19 protein-coding genes are annotated in these 15376 nt (G+C 45.6%); 15 read left to right on the top strand and 4 right to left on the bottom strand.

The genetic code is table 11. The features are described 5' to 3' along the window. Positions 1–22: 22 nt before the first annotated feature. Positions 23–169 carry a Fur-regulated basic protein FbpB gene (gene fbpB / locus J7E26_RS04205; RefSeq protein ID WP_214801596.1) on the bottom strand — a complete coding sequence of 49 codons (147 nt, stop codon included), beginning with the start codon at positions 167–169 and terminating at the stop codon, positions 23–25. Next, complete coding sequence (locus tag J7E26_RS04200) at positions 156–329, bottom strand: Fur-regulated basic protein FbpA (protein WP_214801908.1); 174 nt, start codon at positions 327–329, stop codon at positions 156–158. The genes fbpB and J7E26_RS04200 overlap by 14 nt, the downstream gene beginning before the upstream one ends. A 215-nt stretch (positions 330–544) precedes the next feature. Here J7E26_RS04200 and J7E26_RS04195 point away from each other — a divergent pair, with 215 nt between their 5' ends. Then, a complete protein-coding gene (locus tag J7E26_RS04195) occupies positions 545–1438 on the top strand; it encodes a cation diffusion facilitator family transporter (protein ID WP_214801592.1) in 894 nt (297 codons plus the stop codon). On the opposite strand, the gene J7E26_RS04190 is transcribed toward J7E26_RS04195, so the two are convergent. Then, positions 1435–1752 carry a thioredoxin family protein gene (locus J7E26_RS04190; RefSeq protein WP_214801590.1) on the bottom strand — a complete coding sequence of 106 codons (318 nt, stop codon included), beginning with the start codon at positions 1750–1752 and terminating at the stop codon, positions 1435–1437. The genes J7E26_RS04195 and J7E26_RS04190 overlap by 4 nt on opposite strands. Positions 1753–1905: 153 nt before the next feature. Between J7E26_RS04190 and J7E26_RS04185 the strand changes: the two genes are divergently transcribed. The 5 genes from J7E26_RS04185 (at position 1906) to J7E26_RS04165 (ending at position 8331) form a co-directional block, all read left to right on the top strand. Continuing rightward, complete coding sequence (locus tag J7E26_RS04185) at positions 1906–2991, top strand: D-alanine--D-alanine ligase (protein ID WP_214801588.1); 1086 nt, start codon at positions 1906–1908, stop codon at positions 2989–2991. 78 nt (positions 2992–3069) lie between these two features. Continuing rightward, positions 3070–4440 carry a UDP-N-acetylmuramoyl-tripeptide--D-alanyl-D-alanine ligase gene (locus J7E26_RS04180; RefSeq protein ID WP_214801586.1) on the top strand — a complete coding sequence of 457 codons (1371 nt, stop codon included), beginning with the start codon at positions 3070–3072 and terminating at the stop codon, positions 4438–4440. A gap of 344 nt (positions 4441–4784) precedes the next feature. Beyond that, a complete protein-coding gene (cshA, locus tag J7E26_RS04175) occupies positions 4785–6269 on the top strand; it encodes a degradosome RNA helicase CshA (RefSeq protein WP_214801584.1) in 1485 nt (494 codons plus the stop codon). A 114-nt stretch (positions 6270–6383) separates the two neighbouring features. Beyond that, positions 6384–6863 (top strand): PH domain-containing protein, encoded by a 480-nt coding sequence (locus J7E26_RS04170; RefSeq protein ID WP_214801581.1) that lies wholly within the window; start codon positions 6384–6386, stop codon positions 6861–6863. Next, complete coding sequence (locus J7E26_RS04165; protein WP_214801578.1) at positions 6853–8331, top strand: PH domain-containing protein; 1479 nt, start codon at positions 6853–6855, stop codon at positions 8329–8331. The genes J7E26_RS04170 and J7E26_RS04165 overlap by 11 nt, the downstream gene beginning before the upstream one ends. Here the strand turns inward: J7E26_RS04165 and J7E26_RS04160 are convergent. Beyond that, the gene (locus J7E26_RS04160; protein WP_214801573.1) at positions 8328–8927 is read right to left on the bottom strand and encodes a rhomboid family intramembrane serine protease; all 600 of its coding nucleotides are present in this window, start codon (positions 8925–8927) and stop codon (positions 8328–8330) included. The two genes, J7E26_RS04165 and J7E26_RS04160, sit on opposite strands and share 4 nt — an antisense overlap. 93 nt (positions 8928–9020) lie before the next feature. On the opposite strand from J7E26_RS04160, the gene acpS reads away from it, so the two are divergent. The 9 genes from acpS (at position 9021) to J7E26_RS04115 (ending at position 15355) form a co-directional block, all read left to right on the top strand. Continuing rightward, positions 9021–9386 carry a holo-ACP synthase gene (gene acpS / locus J7E26_RS04155; RefSeq protein ID WP_214801570.1) on the top strand — a complete coding sequence of 122 codons (366 nt, stop codon included), beginning with the start codon at positions 9021–9023 and terminating at the stop codon, positions 9384–9386. A gap of 172 nt (positions 9387–9558) precedes the next feature. Then, positions 9559–10575 carry a LolA family protein gene (locus J7E26_RS04150; RefSeq protein ID WP_214801567.1) on the top strand — a complete coding sequence of 339 codons (1017 nt, stop codon included), beginning with the start codon at positions 9559–9561 and terminating at the stop codon, positions 10573–10575. A gap of 116 nt (positions 10576–10691) precedes the next feature. Continuing rightward, a complete protein-coding gene (gene alr / locus J7E26_RS04145; protein ID WP_214813160.1) occupies positions 10692–11861 on the top strand; it encodes an alanine racemase in 1170 nt (389 codons plus the stop codon). A 122-nt stretch (positions 11862–11983) separates the two neighbouring features. Beyond that, entirely contained in the window at positions 11984–12265 is a 282-nt protein-coding gene (gene endB, locus J7E26_RS04140) for a type II toxin-antitoxin system antitoxin EndoAI (RefSeq protein ID WP_003156188.1), read from the top strand. Between the two features lie 5 nt (positions 12266–12270). Beyond that, the gene (gene ndoA, locus J7E26_RS04135) at positions 12271–12621 is read left to right on the top strand and encodes a type II toxin-antitoxin system endoribonuclease NdoA (protein WP_003156187.1); all 351 of its coding nucleotides are present in this window, start codon (positions 12271–12273) and stop codon (positions 12619–12621) included. 119 nt (positions 12622–12740) lie between these two features. Continuing rightward, complete coding sequence (locus tag J7E26_RS04130) at positions 12741–13562, top strand: STAS domain-containing protein (protein ID WP_214801561.1); 822 nt, start codon at positions 12741–12743, stop codon at positions 13560–13562. Between the two features lie 4 nt (positions 13563–13566). Then, entirely contained in the window at positions 13567–13932 is a 366-nt protein-coding gene (gene rsbS, locus J7E26_RS04125) for an RsbT antagonist protein RsbS (protein WP_003156180.1), read from the top strand. Between the two features lie 2 nt (positions 13933–13934). Beyond that, positions 13935–14336: an anti-sigma regulatory factor gene (locus J7E26_RS04120; protein WP_214801558.1), complete on the top strand. Its 402-nt coding sequence runs from the start codon at positions 13935–13937 to the stop codon at positions 14334–14336. An 11-nt stretch (positions 14337–14347) separates the two neighbouring features. Continuing rightward, a complete protein-coding gene (locus J7E26_RS04115) occupies positions 14348–15355 on the top strand; it encodes a PP2C family protein-serine/threonine phosphatase (RefSeq protein ID WP_214801555.1) in 1008 nt (335 codons plus the stop codon). Positions 15356–15376 lie beyond the last annotated feature (21 nt).

The raw sequence follows: 15376 nt of genomic DNA, 5'->3' as shown, positions 1-15376 counted from the left end.
AGAGCCTGAGAAGGGCTCTTTTTTATGTATGGCTGCTATGCTGAAGAAGCTTCTGATGCTTACGGTCAATTCTGTCGTATATCACATTCATCAGCTTTTGATTAGACATAATCGCTGCTTTGTTTTCTTTCACGAGCTGTTCAAACGTTTTTATTTTACGTTTCGGCATGACCCGCACCTTCCTTACATATTTGATATTCGCTTTCTAATTCTCCTAATGTTAATTCATATAAATGCCGTTCCGATTTTTTGTATATTCCATTGCTGATCAGCAGATGAATGAGCTGTTTTCTTCGTCCTTCAACTGATGTTCTGAGTTGAGGAGACATCATCATTACCCTCCTATCAAATGATACTGATAATCATTATCAATTAATGAAAGTATACAACGCCCTTATTCATCTGTAAAGGCAAAATACCACCATTCTTTCGACAAAAGTTTCCCGGGCAATAATATTGTCGAATATACACCTTTCGGGCAGATCAAAACTGCTATTTTTCTGCTTTTTCATCCATACTATGAAGTAGAATGGAGGCATCTGACATGGATGATCAAACGGCAAACTTAAAACGCGGGGAAAAGGGCGCAATTCTCAATATCGCTGCGTACCTTATCCTTGCCGCCATAAAATTGGCAATTGGCCTTTTATATCATTCCGAAGCGCTCAGAGCGGACGGGTTAAATAATGCCACGGATATTGTCGCATCCTTGGCTGTGCTTATCGGGCTGCGGATTTCCCAGCGCCCCGCTGACAGCGATCACGCGTACGGCCATTATCGGGCTGAAACAATTTCATCACTGATTGCGTCTTTTATTATGATGGCAGTCGGTATCGAAGTGCTGATCGGAGGGGCAAAGGCGGTTGTCAGCGGAAAAACGGCGGAGCCGAGCTACATTGCGGCGTGGACGGCACTTGGGAGCGCGGCCGTCATGTATGGCATGTACGTCTATAACAAACGGCTTGCCGGAAGCATAAAGAGCTCGGCGCTGCTTGCGGCGGCGAAAGACAGCAGATCTGACGCCTATGTCAGCATCGGGGCGTTTATCGGCGTCATAACGGCCCGGCTTCACCTGCCGTGGATTGATCCTGTTATCGCTTTTCTGATCGGCATCATTATCTGTAAGACGGCATGGGACATTTTTAAAGACGCTTCCCACTCCTTAACGGACGGTTTTGATTTGAAAGATTTGGAACCGTACAAACATACCGTCAGAGAAATTCAAGGCGTAGGCCGTTTAAAAGATGTGAAAGCAAGATATTTGGGGAGCACTGTTCATGTTGAAATGGTCATTACCGTAGACCCGAAGCTGTCCGTGAAGGAGGGCCATGAAGTAGCAGATGAGGTGGAAAACGCAATCAAACATGAACATGATGTCACTCATGTCCATGTTCATGTTGAGCCTGAAGTCATAAACAAAGATAATGAAACGAATTAGATATGCTGTGACAAAAACTCAGTCACTTCTTCAGGTGATTTGGCGTTTGCGCTGTGAAGATGAGCTTTCTTTTCGCCGTTTTTAAAGATCAGAAGGCTCGGTATGCCCATGACCTGGTATTTGTCGGCAAGCTCAGGAAGCTCGTCCTTGTTCAGTTCATACCATTCATTTTGATTATATTCTTCCAGAATATCGCCGATGAACATATTCATACGCGTACAGTCAGGGCACCAGTCAGCGTAAAATTTAACAATGATTTCCTTGTCGGATTGAATAAGTTCATTAAATTGTTCTGTTGTACTGATTATTTTCATATGACACATCTCCTTTTCCATGCCATTTTAATATAAAATAAAAAGGAATTACATACAAATGCTTTCACCTTTAGAATGCCCAAAAATAAATAGATCATTTTCTGATGAAAATGATAAGATAGTAAAGATGAATTGTTGTGGGGGGAATATCCATTGAAAACAAGTCTAGGATTGGTGTACGGCGGAAAGTCAGCCGAGCACAATGTATCGCTGCAGACAGCTTTGGCTGTAACGAAAGCACTTAATACTGATAAGTTTGATATACATCCGATTTACATTACCGAAAAAGGAGAATGGCAACGAGGGCCGCTTCTGACTGAACCGGTTTCAAACGTGAAAATGCTTCAGCTGGAGCAAAACGGCACGGGCTTTGCCTTGTCATCACTGAACCGGGAAATGTTCCCGGAAGCTGCATCAGACGAAAATGCACAGATTGATGTCGTATTTCCGCTTCTGCACGGGCCGAACGGGGAAGACGGCACGATTCAAGGTCTTTTGGAGCTGTTAAACGTTCCTTACGTCGGCAACGGAGTGCTGGCATCTTCAGCCGGTATGGATAAAGTCGTCATGAAGCATTTGTTTGCCCAAGCCGGTCTTCCTCAGGCGAAGTACGCCGCTTTCTTGAAAAAAGACTGGAAACAAACGCCTGGCGACTGCTTGCAGCAGGTTGAGGAAGAATTGGGCTACCCGTGCTTTGTAAAGCCTGCGAACCTCGGATCAAGCGTCGGGATCAGCAAATGCCGCAGCCGCGAAGAGCTTGAAAAAGCATTCGAGCTGGCCTTCGAATATGACCGTAAAATCGTCGTGGAAGAAGGGATCACAGGCAGAGAAATCGAGATCGGCGTGCTCGGTAATGATGAACCGAAATGTTCCGCTGTCGGTGAAATCGCGCCGAAAACCGATTTTTACGACTACAAAGCAAAATATGAAGACGGCGACACGGATTTAATCATTCCGGCGCAGGTGACAGATGAAGAATATGCGGCGATCAGCGATATGGCCATCAAGGCGTTTAAAGCGATCGACGGCTCAGGTCTTGTCCGGGCTGATTTCTTCCTGACTAATGACGGCGAAGTGTTAATTAACGAAGTGAACACAATGCCCGGCTTCACGCCATTCAGCATGTTCCCGCTTCTGTGGAAAGAAGCCGGCGTAGAATACGGCGAACTGATCGAACAGCTGGTTGAGCTGGCAAAAGAGCGTCATGCTGAAAAACAGCTGATTAAACATACATTTTAATGAAGACGGACACTGCCTTAGACAGGGCAGTGTCTTTTCCCGTAGCAGAAAAATTTTTCAGAAAGCGAGGTGCTTCCTTTGATAAAGCGAACCGTAAAACGAATCGCCGAAATGGTCAAAGGCACACTGACGAACCCTGTATTTGAACAAACAATGATTGAAGGAGCAGCAACCGATACAAGAACACTGGAAAATAACCAGCTGTTCATTCCCTTGAAAGGCGAACATTTTAACGGCCATTCCTTTGTGCCTCAGGCATTTGAAAAAGGGGTCTCCGCAGTTCTGTGGAATCGGTCTGAGCCCAATCCGCCGAAGGAAAAGGCGGTCATTCTTGTAGAAGACACGCTTGAGGCGCTTCAGCTGCTGGCAAAAGCATATTTGCAGGAGCTGGGCACACGGGTCATTGGTGTGACCGGAAGCAATGGCAAAACAACGACGAAAGATATGCTTCACGCCGTTTTGCAAACGCAGTACCGCGTCCATAAAACCGCCGGAAACTATAATAACCATATCGGACTTCCTCTGACCGTCCTCGCCATGCCGGAGGACACAGAAATCGCCGTTTTAGAAATGGGAATGAGCGCAAAAGGCGAAATTGATTTTCTCAGCCGTCTTGCCAATCCGGAAGCGGCCGTCATAACAAATATCGGCGAATCTCATATGCAGGATTTAGGTTCAAGAGAAGGAATTGCGGAAGCAAAGCTTGAAATTATAAATGGCCTCCAAAAAGACGGCGTTCTCTTTTATTACGGAGATGAGCCGCTGCTCAGCGGAAAGCCGTATCACTGCCGGACCACGACATACGGCGCCGGGCCGGACAATGACCTCCGCCTGCAACAGGTCAGACAGACAGAAGAGGGCACCCATTTCAGAATGGAAGGCATTGACCGATCCTTCTTTATTCCCGTTCTCGGCAAGCATAATGTCATGAATGCCATGGCCGCGTACGCAGCCGGGATCTATTTCGGCATCACGCCTGATAATGCCGAAAAAGGACTGAGCAGGCTGAAAGTGACCGGAATGAGATTGGAACTGGTCAAAACGGAAAACGGAATTTCTATCGTTAACGATGCGTATAATGCAAGCCCGACGTCAATGAAAGCGGCGATTGAATTGATCGAAACGATGAAAGGCTACCGAAAAAAAATGCTCGTGCTCGGCGATATGCTTGAACTAGGAGATAATGAAGAGGCATTCCACACAGAATGCGGAGCCGCCATCCATCCGGCTGACATCGATTATGTGTTTACTTACGGTGCACTCGGCACATTCATCGCCGAAGGAGCGCGCCGAAACTTTGAAGAAGAGCGCGTCAGCCATTATAATGATAAGAAAGAGCTGCTTCAAGCCATCAAAGAAAAGGCCGATACAGGCGATTTGCTCCTGTTTAAAGCATCAAGAGGTATGAAGCTTGAAGAAATCGTTAAAGATTTATTAGAGAAGGACTGAAGAAAAAAATTGAGCTGCACTTCATAAAAATAATGAAAATGAAGAAACTACTTTTGAAGATGAGAAATAAATCTGTCCGGGCTGAAGAAACACTGCTGTCTGAAAAAGACCCCGCCCGGCGCGGGTTGAACCGGCCGGCTTCATCTGTAAAAGAGATCGGGCGGGCTGATTGAAGCCTTCTCCCTGTCTCGCCTTATTGAAAAACAAATACTGTAATGGTAAGATTAAACGTAAAGTAATTCGGGGCTTTGTATACGTATGGATACTGTCCTTTGTATAAAGGGCAGTTTTTAGTGGTAAATCACGACATTACTGAAACAGCAATTAGAAGGAGTTTGAATAATTTGACTATAACGTTTCAAGATTTTCAATTAAGTTCTGATCTCATGAAAGCAATTAATCGTATGGGATTTGAAGAAGCAACGCCGATTCAGGCACAAACGATACCGCTCGGACTTTCAAATAAAGACGTCATTGGACAAGCGCAAACAGGTACAGGTAAAACAGCTGCGTTTGGTATACCCCTTGTTGAAAAAATGAACCCCGAGTCTCCTAATATTCAAGCAATCGTAATCGCGCCAACCCGTGAATTAGCCATTCAAGTTTCTGAAGAGTTATATAAGATCGGACAAGATAAGCGTGCGAAAGTGCTTCCTATTTACGGCGGCCAGGATATCGGACGGCAGATCCGTGCATTAAAGAAAAACCCGCACATCATTGTCGGAACGCCGGGACGCCTTCTTGACCACATCAACCGCCGTACGATCCGTTTAAACAACGTGAACACGGTTGTTATGGATGAAGCGGACGAAATGCTGAACATGGGATTCATTGATGATATCGAATCCATTCTTTCAAACGTGCCGAGCGAGCACCAAACGCTTTTATTCTCAGCAACAATGCCTGCTCCGATCAAACGGATTGCAGAGCGCTTTATGACTGAGCCTGAGCACGTAAAAGTAAAAGCGAAAGAAATGACGGTTTCAAACATTCAGCAGTTCTATTTGGAAGTGCAAGAGCGCAAAAAATTCGATACGCTCACACGTCTTCTTGACATTCAGTCTCCTGAGCTTGCGATCGTTTTCGGCCGTACTAAACGCCGTGTTGACGAATTGGCGGAAGCCCTGAACCTTCGCGGATATGCAGCTGAAGGAATTCACGGCGACTTAACGCAGGCGAAGCGTATGGTAGCGCTCCGCAAGTTTAAAGAAGGTGCGATTGAAGTGCTTGTAGCGACTGACGTTGCGGCTCGCGGACTTGATATTTCAGGCGTTACTCACGTGTACAACTTTGACGTGCCTCAAGATCCTGAAAGCTATGTTCACCGTATCGGAAGAACAGGCCGCGCAGGTAAAACAGGTATGGCGATGACGTTTATCACACCGCGTGAGATAAGCATGCTGCGTGCGATTGAACAAACGACAAAACGCAAAATGGACCGCATGAAAGAGCCTACACTTGATGAAGCGCTCGAAGGACAGCAGCAGGTTACCGTTGACCGTCTTCGCACGGCAATCAGCGATAACAACCTGAACTTCTACATGACTGCCGCTGCAGAGCTTTTGGAAGACCATGATGCAGTGACAGTTGTAGCAGCTGCCATTAAAATGGCGACAAAAGAGCCGGACAGCACCCCTGTACGCCTCACTGATGAAGCGCCGATGGTCGGCAAACGCTATAAAAACCAGCGCTCTTCTAAGCGAAGAGACGGCCAAAGCGCCGGTTACCGCGGCGGAAAAGGGAAAAGCAACAACCGCTCTTCCTATGATAAAAAACGGTCAAACGACCGCCGTTCTTCCAGTGACAGACGCCAGAAAAAATCATACTAAGAAACAGAAGCGAACCCATTAAAGGGTTCGCTTTTTATCTATATGCCGGAAAGTGAATCTTTTTTGCAACAAGACCGTACTTGTATGTATGATAAGAAGCGGGAGGTAGGTATTTTGAGAGCACAGCCAAAAAATCAAATCAGTCCGAACGGCTTAAAGGTATGGCGCCTTCAAGAAGTCATCTTATCAGCCGTTTGTCTTCTTGCCGTCATTGCAGAAGCCGTCTTAAGCTATTACTTCCATTGGCCGTACTGGATCAGCGGAATTCTCGGCATCATTTGGGTCATCGGTTCGGTGATCACCATTTATGCGATACCGAAGATCAGGCACAGGATCTGGCGGTATGAAGTACATGAAAATGAAATTGATATCCAATCCGGCATTTTTATTGTCAAACGGGTCATTGTGCCGATGGTCAGGGTGCAGCACGTAGACACCTCACAGGGGCCACTCCTCAGAAAATACCGCCTGGCCTCAGTCAAAATTTCGACAGCGGCAACCGTTCACTCGATTCCGGCGCTTGAGATGGAGGAAGCAGACCGGCTGAGGGATTCCATTTCGCGTCTGGCGAGGGTGACGGAAGATGATGTCTGAACCGAAACGTCTGCATCCGGCGGCCGTGATTTTGAACTTATTTCATATTATTATCCATACCATTAAAAATATTATTCTTCCTTTCTTTTTCGTATACATCGTCAATTCAAACCACTTTATCCGCTTTTACGGCGGCATAGCACTTCTCGTATTGCTGGTATGGCTTATCGCGGCAAGTGTTATCGAGTGGAGAAAATTCACGTACCGCATTGAAGATGGCGAATTCAGAATAGAAGAGGGATTGTTTTTCACACAAAAAAGATATATCTCCATTGACAGAATTCAATCGATGAATACGAGTGCGGGCATTATTCAGCAGCTCTTTAAGCTGGTCAAGCTGCAAATAGAAACAGCCGGCGAAGGAAAAAACGCAGAAGCTGTGTTGTCTGCCATTTCTCTTAATGAGGCAGAAAAAATCAGAGAAGCCGTTTTCCAGCAAAAAGAAAAGCGCAGAGCCGAACAAGAGGAGCACCAAGAGGCTTCGGCGGAGCAGGAGCCGACTCGCGAAAAAGCCGTGCACTCTGTATACCGTATGTCTTTAGGAGAACTTCTCATGGCAGCCTCAACATCCGGCGGAATCGGCGTCATTATTTCAGCGGTCTTTGCCCTGATTTCTCAGATTGACGAAGTATTTCCGATGGATTGGTTCTATGACAGATTTTCTTTTCTGAAACATGCCAGTGTAGGAATCTACGCCGTTATCATTTTTATCGGCCTTTTTATCGCGTGGCTGTTAAGTATCGCGGGTATGATGATCAAGCATGCCAACTTTCAGGTTGAAAAAAAGGAGCATGAATTGGTCATTTCAAGAGGAATTATTGAAAAGCATCAAGTGACGATTCCGCTCCGTAAAATCCAAGCGATTAAAATAAAAGAAAATATCGTCAGGCAGCTTTTCGGATATGCGACAGTCACCATTGTCAGCGCGGGCAAATCCGGCAATGAGAAAGAGGGCCTTCAGACGATTCTGTTTCCGCTTATCCGCAAATCAAAGCTGTCCGGAATGCTTGGCGAATTTACGAAGGACTACGTGCTTGAAGAAAAGCGGCATCATCTGCCGAGAAGGTCGCTGCGGCGTTATTTGTTCCGATCCGTTATTTTTTCAGTTTTTGTGATGGTTCCGCTTTGTATCCTTTTTAAACCTTGGGGGTATTTATCGCTGTTTCTGCTTCCGGCAGAGCTTGTTTTCGGTTATGCCGCTTTTAAAGATGCGTCATGGTTTTTAAACGGGGAAAAACTCCAGCTCACCACAAGGCTGATCGGAAAGACGACAACGATTATGCTGAGAAGAAGAATGCAGATGTACGAAGTAAGCCAATCCTTTTTACAAAAAAGAAAACGGCTCGCTTCCGTTGCCACGGCTGTGAAATCAGCGAGCCACATGGATTATGTCATGCTGAGAGATGTCAGCGAGGAAGACGCAGAACGCATCAGAAGCTGGTATTCATATGAAAAAGCGGACGGTTAAAACCGCCGCTTTTTTTGATGCACGCATAGAAAAGAAAGCAAAAAACCGCCTGCCAAACCGAACAAATGCGCCATAATGTTAATATTGGAATTGATAAATGTCATCAGAACCGCAATGATGAGCAGGGTGACAATCATTTTAGACTGATCCTGGTCGATCAGCTCCTTACGGAAAACAGTCAGAAACAGATACACGCCGAACAGGCCGAAGATCGCACCGGAGGCGCCGACATGTACATAATCCAGCGGCTCGATAAGGTAAGTTCCGATATTGCCGATGATGCCGGACCCGATATACACAATAAGAAAACGGACTTTTCCGAGCATCTGCTCCAGCGGAGGCGCAAATAAGAAGATAGACATTGAATTAAACAGAAGGTGGGTAAAATTGGCATGTAAAAAAACCGGTGTGACAAGCCGCCACCATTCTCCGCCGGCAACGCCGAAATTATAGCCTGTCACTGCGTCTCCCCACATCATGACGGAATGAACGGGCATTTTAAAAAACAGCCATAACAGCGCCTGCAGGGCTAGAATACAGCTGACAGCCGGATAACGTCTGATAAAGGTCTGGAAATTTTCCGTTCGTATAAACATCGTTTGCCCCTTTGCATCTATTTTGATACTTATATAGTACCACGTTTATGAGATAAACCATTTTTTAGTACGGACTTTTTAGGAGGAATTCACATGATTTTCGGAATTGGAATAGACATCGTCGAGCTCAGCAGAATTGAAACAATGCTCAGCCGGCAGGCAAGATTCCCGCAGCGAATACTGACAGAGGCGGAATACGCCCGGTTTAAGGCGCTGTCAGACAAAAGGAAAATTGAATTTCTCGCGGGCCGTTTTGCGGCAAAGGAAGCCTTTTCTAAAGCTTACGGCACTGGCATCGGCAGCCAGCTCAGCTTTCAGGATATTGAAACGGCAAAAGACCCTTCAGGAAAGCCGGTGCTTGCCTGCGCCAAACTGGACGGCGCAGCGGCTCATGTATCCATTACGCATACAAAAGAATACGCGGCTGCTCAGGTCGTGATTGAAAGGTTGTCAAGCTAGTCTGCATATTAGCCGAACCCCTCTCATATATTTGATAGTGCATTAAGGGAGACAAGTTGTTTGAGGCTTTTATGGTACGCGTCCGTCCGTCTTTTCCCGAGGCCGTCTTTAGGGCGTACCGTTAAAGTCAAACAAGCGATTTCTTCCCTTTACATCAATTGAGAAGAAGGGGTTGAAAAAGGTGAGAAAAAGCTTTGTTTTGCTTTTAACGGGACTGCTTGCCGTCCTTATTCTTTCGGCCTGCGGCCAAAAATCACAGGAAGATATCGTGAACGGTTTAGATAAGAAGGCGAAAGAATACACTTCATACAAAGCAAAAGCCAAAATGACCATTCAAACGGGAAGTGATCCGCAAGTATACAATGTGGAAATCTGGCATAAAAAACCTTCCCTATACCGGGTCTATTTAGAAAATCCGAAAAAAGACCAAAACCAAGTCATCTTACGGAATGCCAACGGAGTATTTGTTCTCACGCCGTCCTTGAATAAGAGCTTCAGATTTCAAAGCGACTGGCCGAACAACAGCAGCCAAGTATATTTGTTTGAATCACTTGTGAAAGACGTGATCAAAGACAAAGACGCCGTTTATTCCGCCAAAGATAAAAAGTATTCATTCGAAACAAAAACAAACTATCAGCACAACAAAATGCTGCCGACACAAGTTATCACATTCAACAAAAAAGATATGAGCCCGTCGCTGGTGAAGGTGATGGACACAGACCGCAAAGTCATGGTGAAAGTCGAATTCAAAAGCTTTGAATTTAACAAACCGTTTGAAAAAGAATCATTTGATGAAAAGAAAAACATGACGCTTTCTCAAATGGACGTCGCCACAAGCGCCAAGCCGTCTGATTCATTTGCGGTAAAAACACCGCTTCAAGTGCCGGCGGGCGTCAAAAAGCTTGAAGAAAAAGATATTTCGACAGCGGACGGCAAACGTGTCGTGATGACATACGGAGGCGAAAAATCATTTACTCTCATTCAGGAAAAAGCACAGGTCGCAAAAGCAGCCTCTACCGTGACGCTGAACGGCGAACCGGTTAATCTCGGCTTTACGGTTGCCGCATTATCGGATACATCCTTAACCTGGACGTATGACGGTGTCGACTATCTCTTGTCATCGCAAGACCTTACCAAAGATGAAATGGTGGCTGCCGCCAAAAGCATGCAGGGGCAGTCATCAAAATAATCAAAAAAGAGGCCGGATGCTGTCGGTCTCTTTTTTTTGAATACATTTCACTTTGCCCGGTAATTTTAGTATGATAATAACGAAATTCAATGAAAAAAAGCTAGGAAGTGTATCGAGTGAACACAGCATCCTTTTACAGAGATACGTGGGCGGAGATCGATCTGTCTGCGATTAAAGAAAATGTCAGCCATATGAAAAAACACATCGGCGAAAACGTCCATCTCATGGCGGTTGTAAAGGCAAACGCGTACGGCCACGGAGATGCAGAAGTCGGGAAAGCCGCTCTGGAATCTGGCGCTTCATGTCTTGCCGTTGCCATTTTAGATGAGGCGATTTCATTGAGAAAACGCGGCATCACAGCACCGATCCTCGTGCTTGGCGCTGTGCCGCCTGAGTATGTACAGGCTGCTGCCGAATATGACGTGACCTTGACGGGCTACTCCGTTGAATGGCTGCAGGAAGCGGCCCGCCACCTCGGCAGTGAAACAGTCTCTTTTCACCTGAAAGTCGATACGGGAATGAACAGGCTCGGCGTAAAAACAGAAGACGAGGTGCAAATCGTTTTAAAAATCCTCAGCCAAAATCCCGGCTTAGTATGTACAGGCGTTTTTACCCATTTTGCCACCGCGGATGAAAAGGACAGAAGCTATTTTCACATGCAGTTTGACCGTTTCAAAAAACTGATTGCCCCCCTTCCTTTAAAGGAACTGATGGTGCATTGTGCAAACAGCGCCGCGGGTCTCCGTCTGAAAAAAGGCTTTTTTAATGCGGTCCGCTTCGGTATCGGCATGTATGGGCTTCGTCCGTCAGCGGAGATCACAAACGAAATTCCGCTTCGATTAAAGCAGGCTTTCACGTTCCATTCCACCCTGTCTCATGTGAAAAAAATTCATAAAGGGGAAAGCGTCAGCTACGGCGCCACGTACACGGCTCATAAAGACCAATGGATCGGAACCGTTCCCGTCGGTTACGCAGACGGCTGGCTTCGCAAGCTTCGGGGGACAGCTGTCCTCATCAACGGCAAACGGATGAATATCGCCGGAAGAATCTGCATGGATCAATTTATGGTGGAATTAGACCAATCCTATCCGCCGGGCACAAAAGTGACCTTGATCGGCAGTCAAAAAGAAGAAACGATTACGATGGACGAAATCGCCGGACGCCTTGAAACGATTAACTACGAAATTCCTTGTACGATTAGTTCCCGCGTTCCCCGTATGTTTTTGGAAAATGGGAGTATAATGGAAGTAAGAAATCCTTTGCTGCAAGAAAATACAAACAAATAGCCATTATCCAGAAAAAGAGAATTTATAAAACCGCTTTGCTTGGCGTTTGAATAGTGGTATCATTATGTTTGGATGGATGAATGAATGGTCGTATCCGTAAGTTTGGTGGAGGTGTATGTTTTTTGTCTGAATCCAGCGCAAGAACCGAAATGAAAATCAGCTTGCCTGAAAACTTAGTAGCTGAATTGGATGGTGTAGCGATGCGGGAGAAACGAAGCAGAAACGAACTGATATCACAAGCAGTGAGAGCGTATGTCAGCGAACGGACAACACGCCATAACCGTGATTTAATGAGACGCGGGTATATGGAAATGGCGAAAATCAACTTGAATATTTCTTCTGAGGCTCACTATGCTGAGTGCGAAGCAGAAACGACCGTTGAGCGCTTAGTCAGCGGAGGCTAATCATTTTGATTGTTAAGCGCGGCGATGTTTATTTTGCTGATTTATCTCCTGTTGTTGGCTCAGAACAAGGCGGCGTACGCCCGGTTTTAGTGATTCAAAATGATATCGGAAATCGCTTTAGCCCGACTGCTATTGTTGCAGCCATAACAGCACAAATACAGAAAGCGAAATTACCAACCCACGTCGAAATTGATGCAAAACGCTACGGTTTTGAAAGAGATTCCGTTATTTTGCTGGAGCAAATTCGGACGATTGACAAGCAAAGGTTAACGGATAAAATAACTCATCTGGATGATGAAATGATGGATAAGGTTGATGAAGCCCTGCAAATCAGTTTGGCACTCATTGATTTTTAGTAATATCTTCCCGGTTGCTCATATAGAGCAACTTTTTTTGTTTTCGAAAAACATTAGCGCTATAATGAATAGATAATCAAACAAAATTGTTGTTTTGTGTCGGGAGGTCATTGAAATCCATGTCGAATCAAGATATTTACCAGTTTATTATCGACCAGCATGATGAATTGCTTCATACTTGGACAAGCAAATTAAAAGAAGTAGGCAATCAGGAAGATTATCAGTTTAACAATCAAATATATATAAATATCTGCAAGGATTATATAGACATTCTTTTACTGTCATCGAAGGATGAAGAAGCAGCGGAAGAACAGATCAGCCAGCTTGCTCTGCGCGCGGTGCAGCTCGGCCTGTCGCTGAAACTTCTGTCCGCCACCCTGTCAGAGTTTTGGAAGCTGCTTTACGAAACAATGGTTGACCATGCTGCGGCCGATCAGGACAGAGCGGCGTTAATTTTGCAGATTGACAGCATTTTCAATCCGATTAACACAGAAATTTTCAATCAGTATTCCATCTCTTGGGAAAAGACGGTATCCCTTCAAAAAATCGCGCTTCAGGAGCTGTCGGCGCCGCTCATCCCAGTGTTTGAGCACGTGACTGTTATGCCGCTTGTCGGAACGATTGATACGGAGCGTGCGAAGCAGATTATGGAAAACCTTTTGAACGGCGTCGTCAAACATCGCGCGCAGGTCGTATTGATTGATATTACAGGCGTGCCGGTCGTCGATACGATGGTCGCGCATCACATCATTCAGGCATCAGAAGCGGTAAGGCTTGTCGGAGCGAAATGCCTGCTAGTCGGAATCCGTCCGGAAATCGCGCAAACGATCGTTAATCTGGGAATTGATTTGTCGCAGGTTATTACGAAGAATACCCTTCAAAAAGGAATTCAAACAGCGCTGGAGATGACAAATCGAAAAATCGTTTCATTGGGGGAATAACATTGTGAGACATCCAAAAATCCCGATTCTGAAACTGTATAACTGCTTATTAGTATCCATTCAATGGGAACTCGACGATCAAACTGCTTTGCATTTTCAAGAGGACCTGCTGAACAAAATTTATGAAACCGGCGCAAATGGGGTCGTGATTGATCTTACATCCGTTGACATGATTGACTCATTTATCGCAAAAGTTCTCGGAGACGTCATTACCATGTCAAAACTGATGGGTGCCAAAGTGGTATTAACGGGGATTCAGCCCGCTGTAGCGGTAACGCTGATTGAACTGGGAATCTCACTTGAAGAAATCGAAACAGCGCTCGATTTGGAGCAAGGGCTTGAGACATTGAAGCGGGAATTGGGGGAATAGCGATGAACGACCAATCCTGTGTAAAAATCATGACAGAATGGGATATCGTAGCCGCCAGACAGCTTGGCCGCAATGTTGCGAAGGAATTAGGCTTCGGGACGGTGGATCAGGCCAGAATCACGACGGCAATCTCAGAATTGGCCAGAAACATTTATTTATATGCCGGCAAGGGCCAGGTGAGCATCGAACGAGTAAACGACAGAGGAAAAAAAGGCCTTAAAATCATAGCGGAAGACAAAGGACCCGGAATCCCCGATATCCGTAAAGTGATGGAAGACGGCTTTTCAACGTCAGGCGGACTGGGAGCTGGGCTTCCGGGTGTAAAAAGACTGATGGATGAATTCAGCCTGCAATCTGTTGCAGAGGAAGGAACAGAGATTCAAGCCGTAAAATGGCTTCGGTAGGAGGTAAAAACGTGGATTTCAGGGAGGTTATTGAGCAGCGGTATCACCAGCTGCTTAGCCGTTATATAGCCGAATTAACGGAAACATCTTTATATCAAGCTCAAAAATTCAGCCGAAAAACGATTGAACATCAAGTTCCTCCGGAGGAAATTATAAGCATCCACCGAAAAGTAGTGAAGGAGCTGTATCCGGATTTGCCGGAAGATGTTTTTCATTCGCTGGATTTTTTAATAGAAGTCATGATTGGCTACGGGATGGCCTATCAGGAACATCAAAGCCTGAGAGATATCCAGCAGGAGCTGCGCTCAGAGATTGAAATCGCCGCAAATGTCCAGCAAACGCTGCTCGGTACAAAAATTCCCGATGAAGAAGAGCTGGATATCGGCGCAATCAGCGTTCCCGCTAAACAAATGAGCGGTGATTATTATCACTTCGTCAAAGACAAGGAATCTATTAACATTGCGATAGCCGATGTGATTGGGAAAGGAATCCCCGCCGCTTTGTGCATGTCGATGATTAAGTATGCCATGGACTCTTTGCCTGAGATCGGCATTCACCCCTCCCAAGTGCTGAAAAATCTTAACCGCGTTGTAGAACAAAATGTGGACGCAAGCATGTTTATCACCATGTTTTATGCAAACTACAATACGAAAAGCCACCAATTTACATATGCTTCAGCCGGGCATGAGCCGGGCTTCTACTACTCCGAAAAAGAAAACAAGTTTTATGATTTAGAGGCAAAGGGATTGGTGCTGGGGATATCTCAGGATTTTGATTACGACCAATATGAACAGCACATGGACAAGGGAGACATGATCGTTCTCTTTTCTGACGGCGTCACCGAATGCCGGACAGAAAATGGTTTCCTAGAACGCCGCGACATTCAGAACATGCTGGAAGAGCACATGGAATGCTCCGCGCAGGACATGGTCAAAAATATTTACAACAGCCTGCTGCAGCTTCAGGATTTTCAGCTGCATGATGATTTTACGTTAATTGTTTTAAAAAGAAAGGTTTAAAGAAACAGCATCTCGGGTAAT

It is taken from the genome of Bacillus sp. ISL-51 (genome assembly GCF_018613535.1).
GTDB lineage: Bacteria > Bacillota > Bacilli > Bacillales > Bacillaceae > Bacillus.
This window is presented reverse-complemented; position numbering and strand designations above follow the sequence as displayed.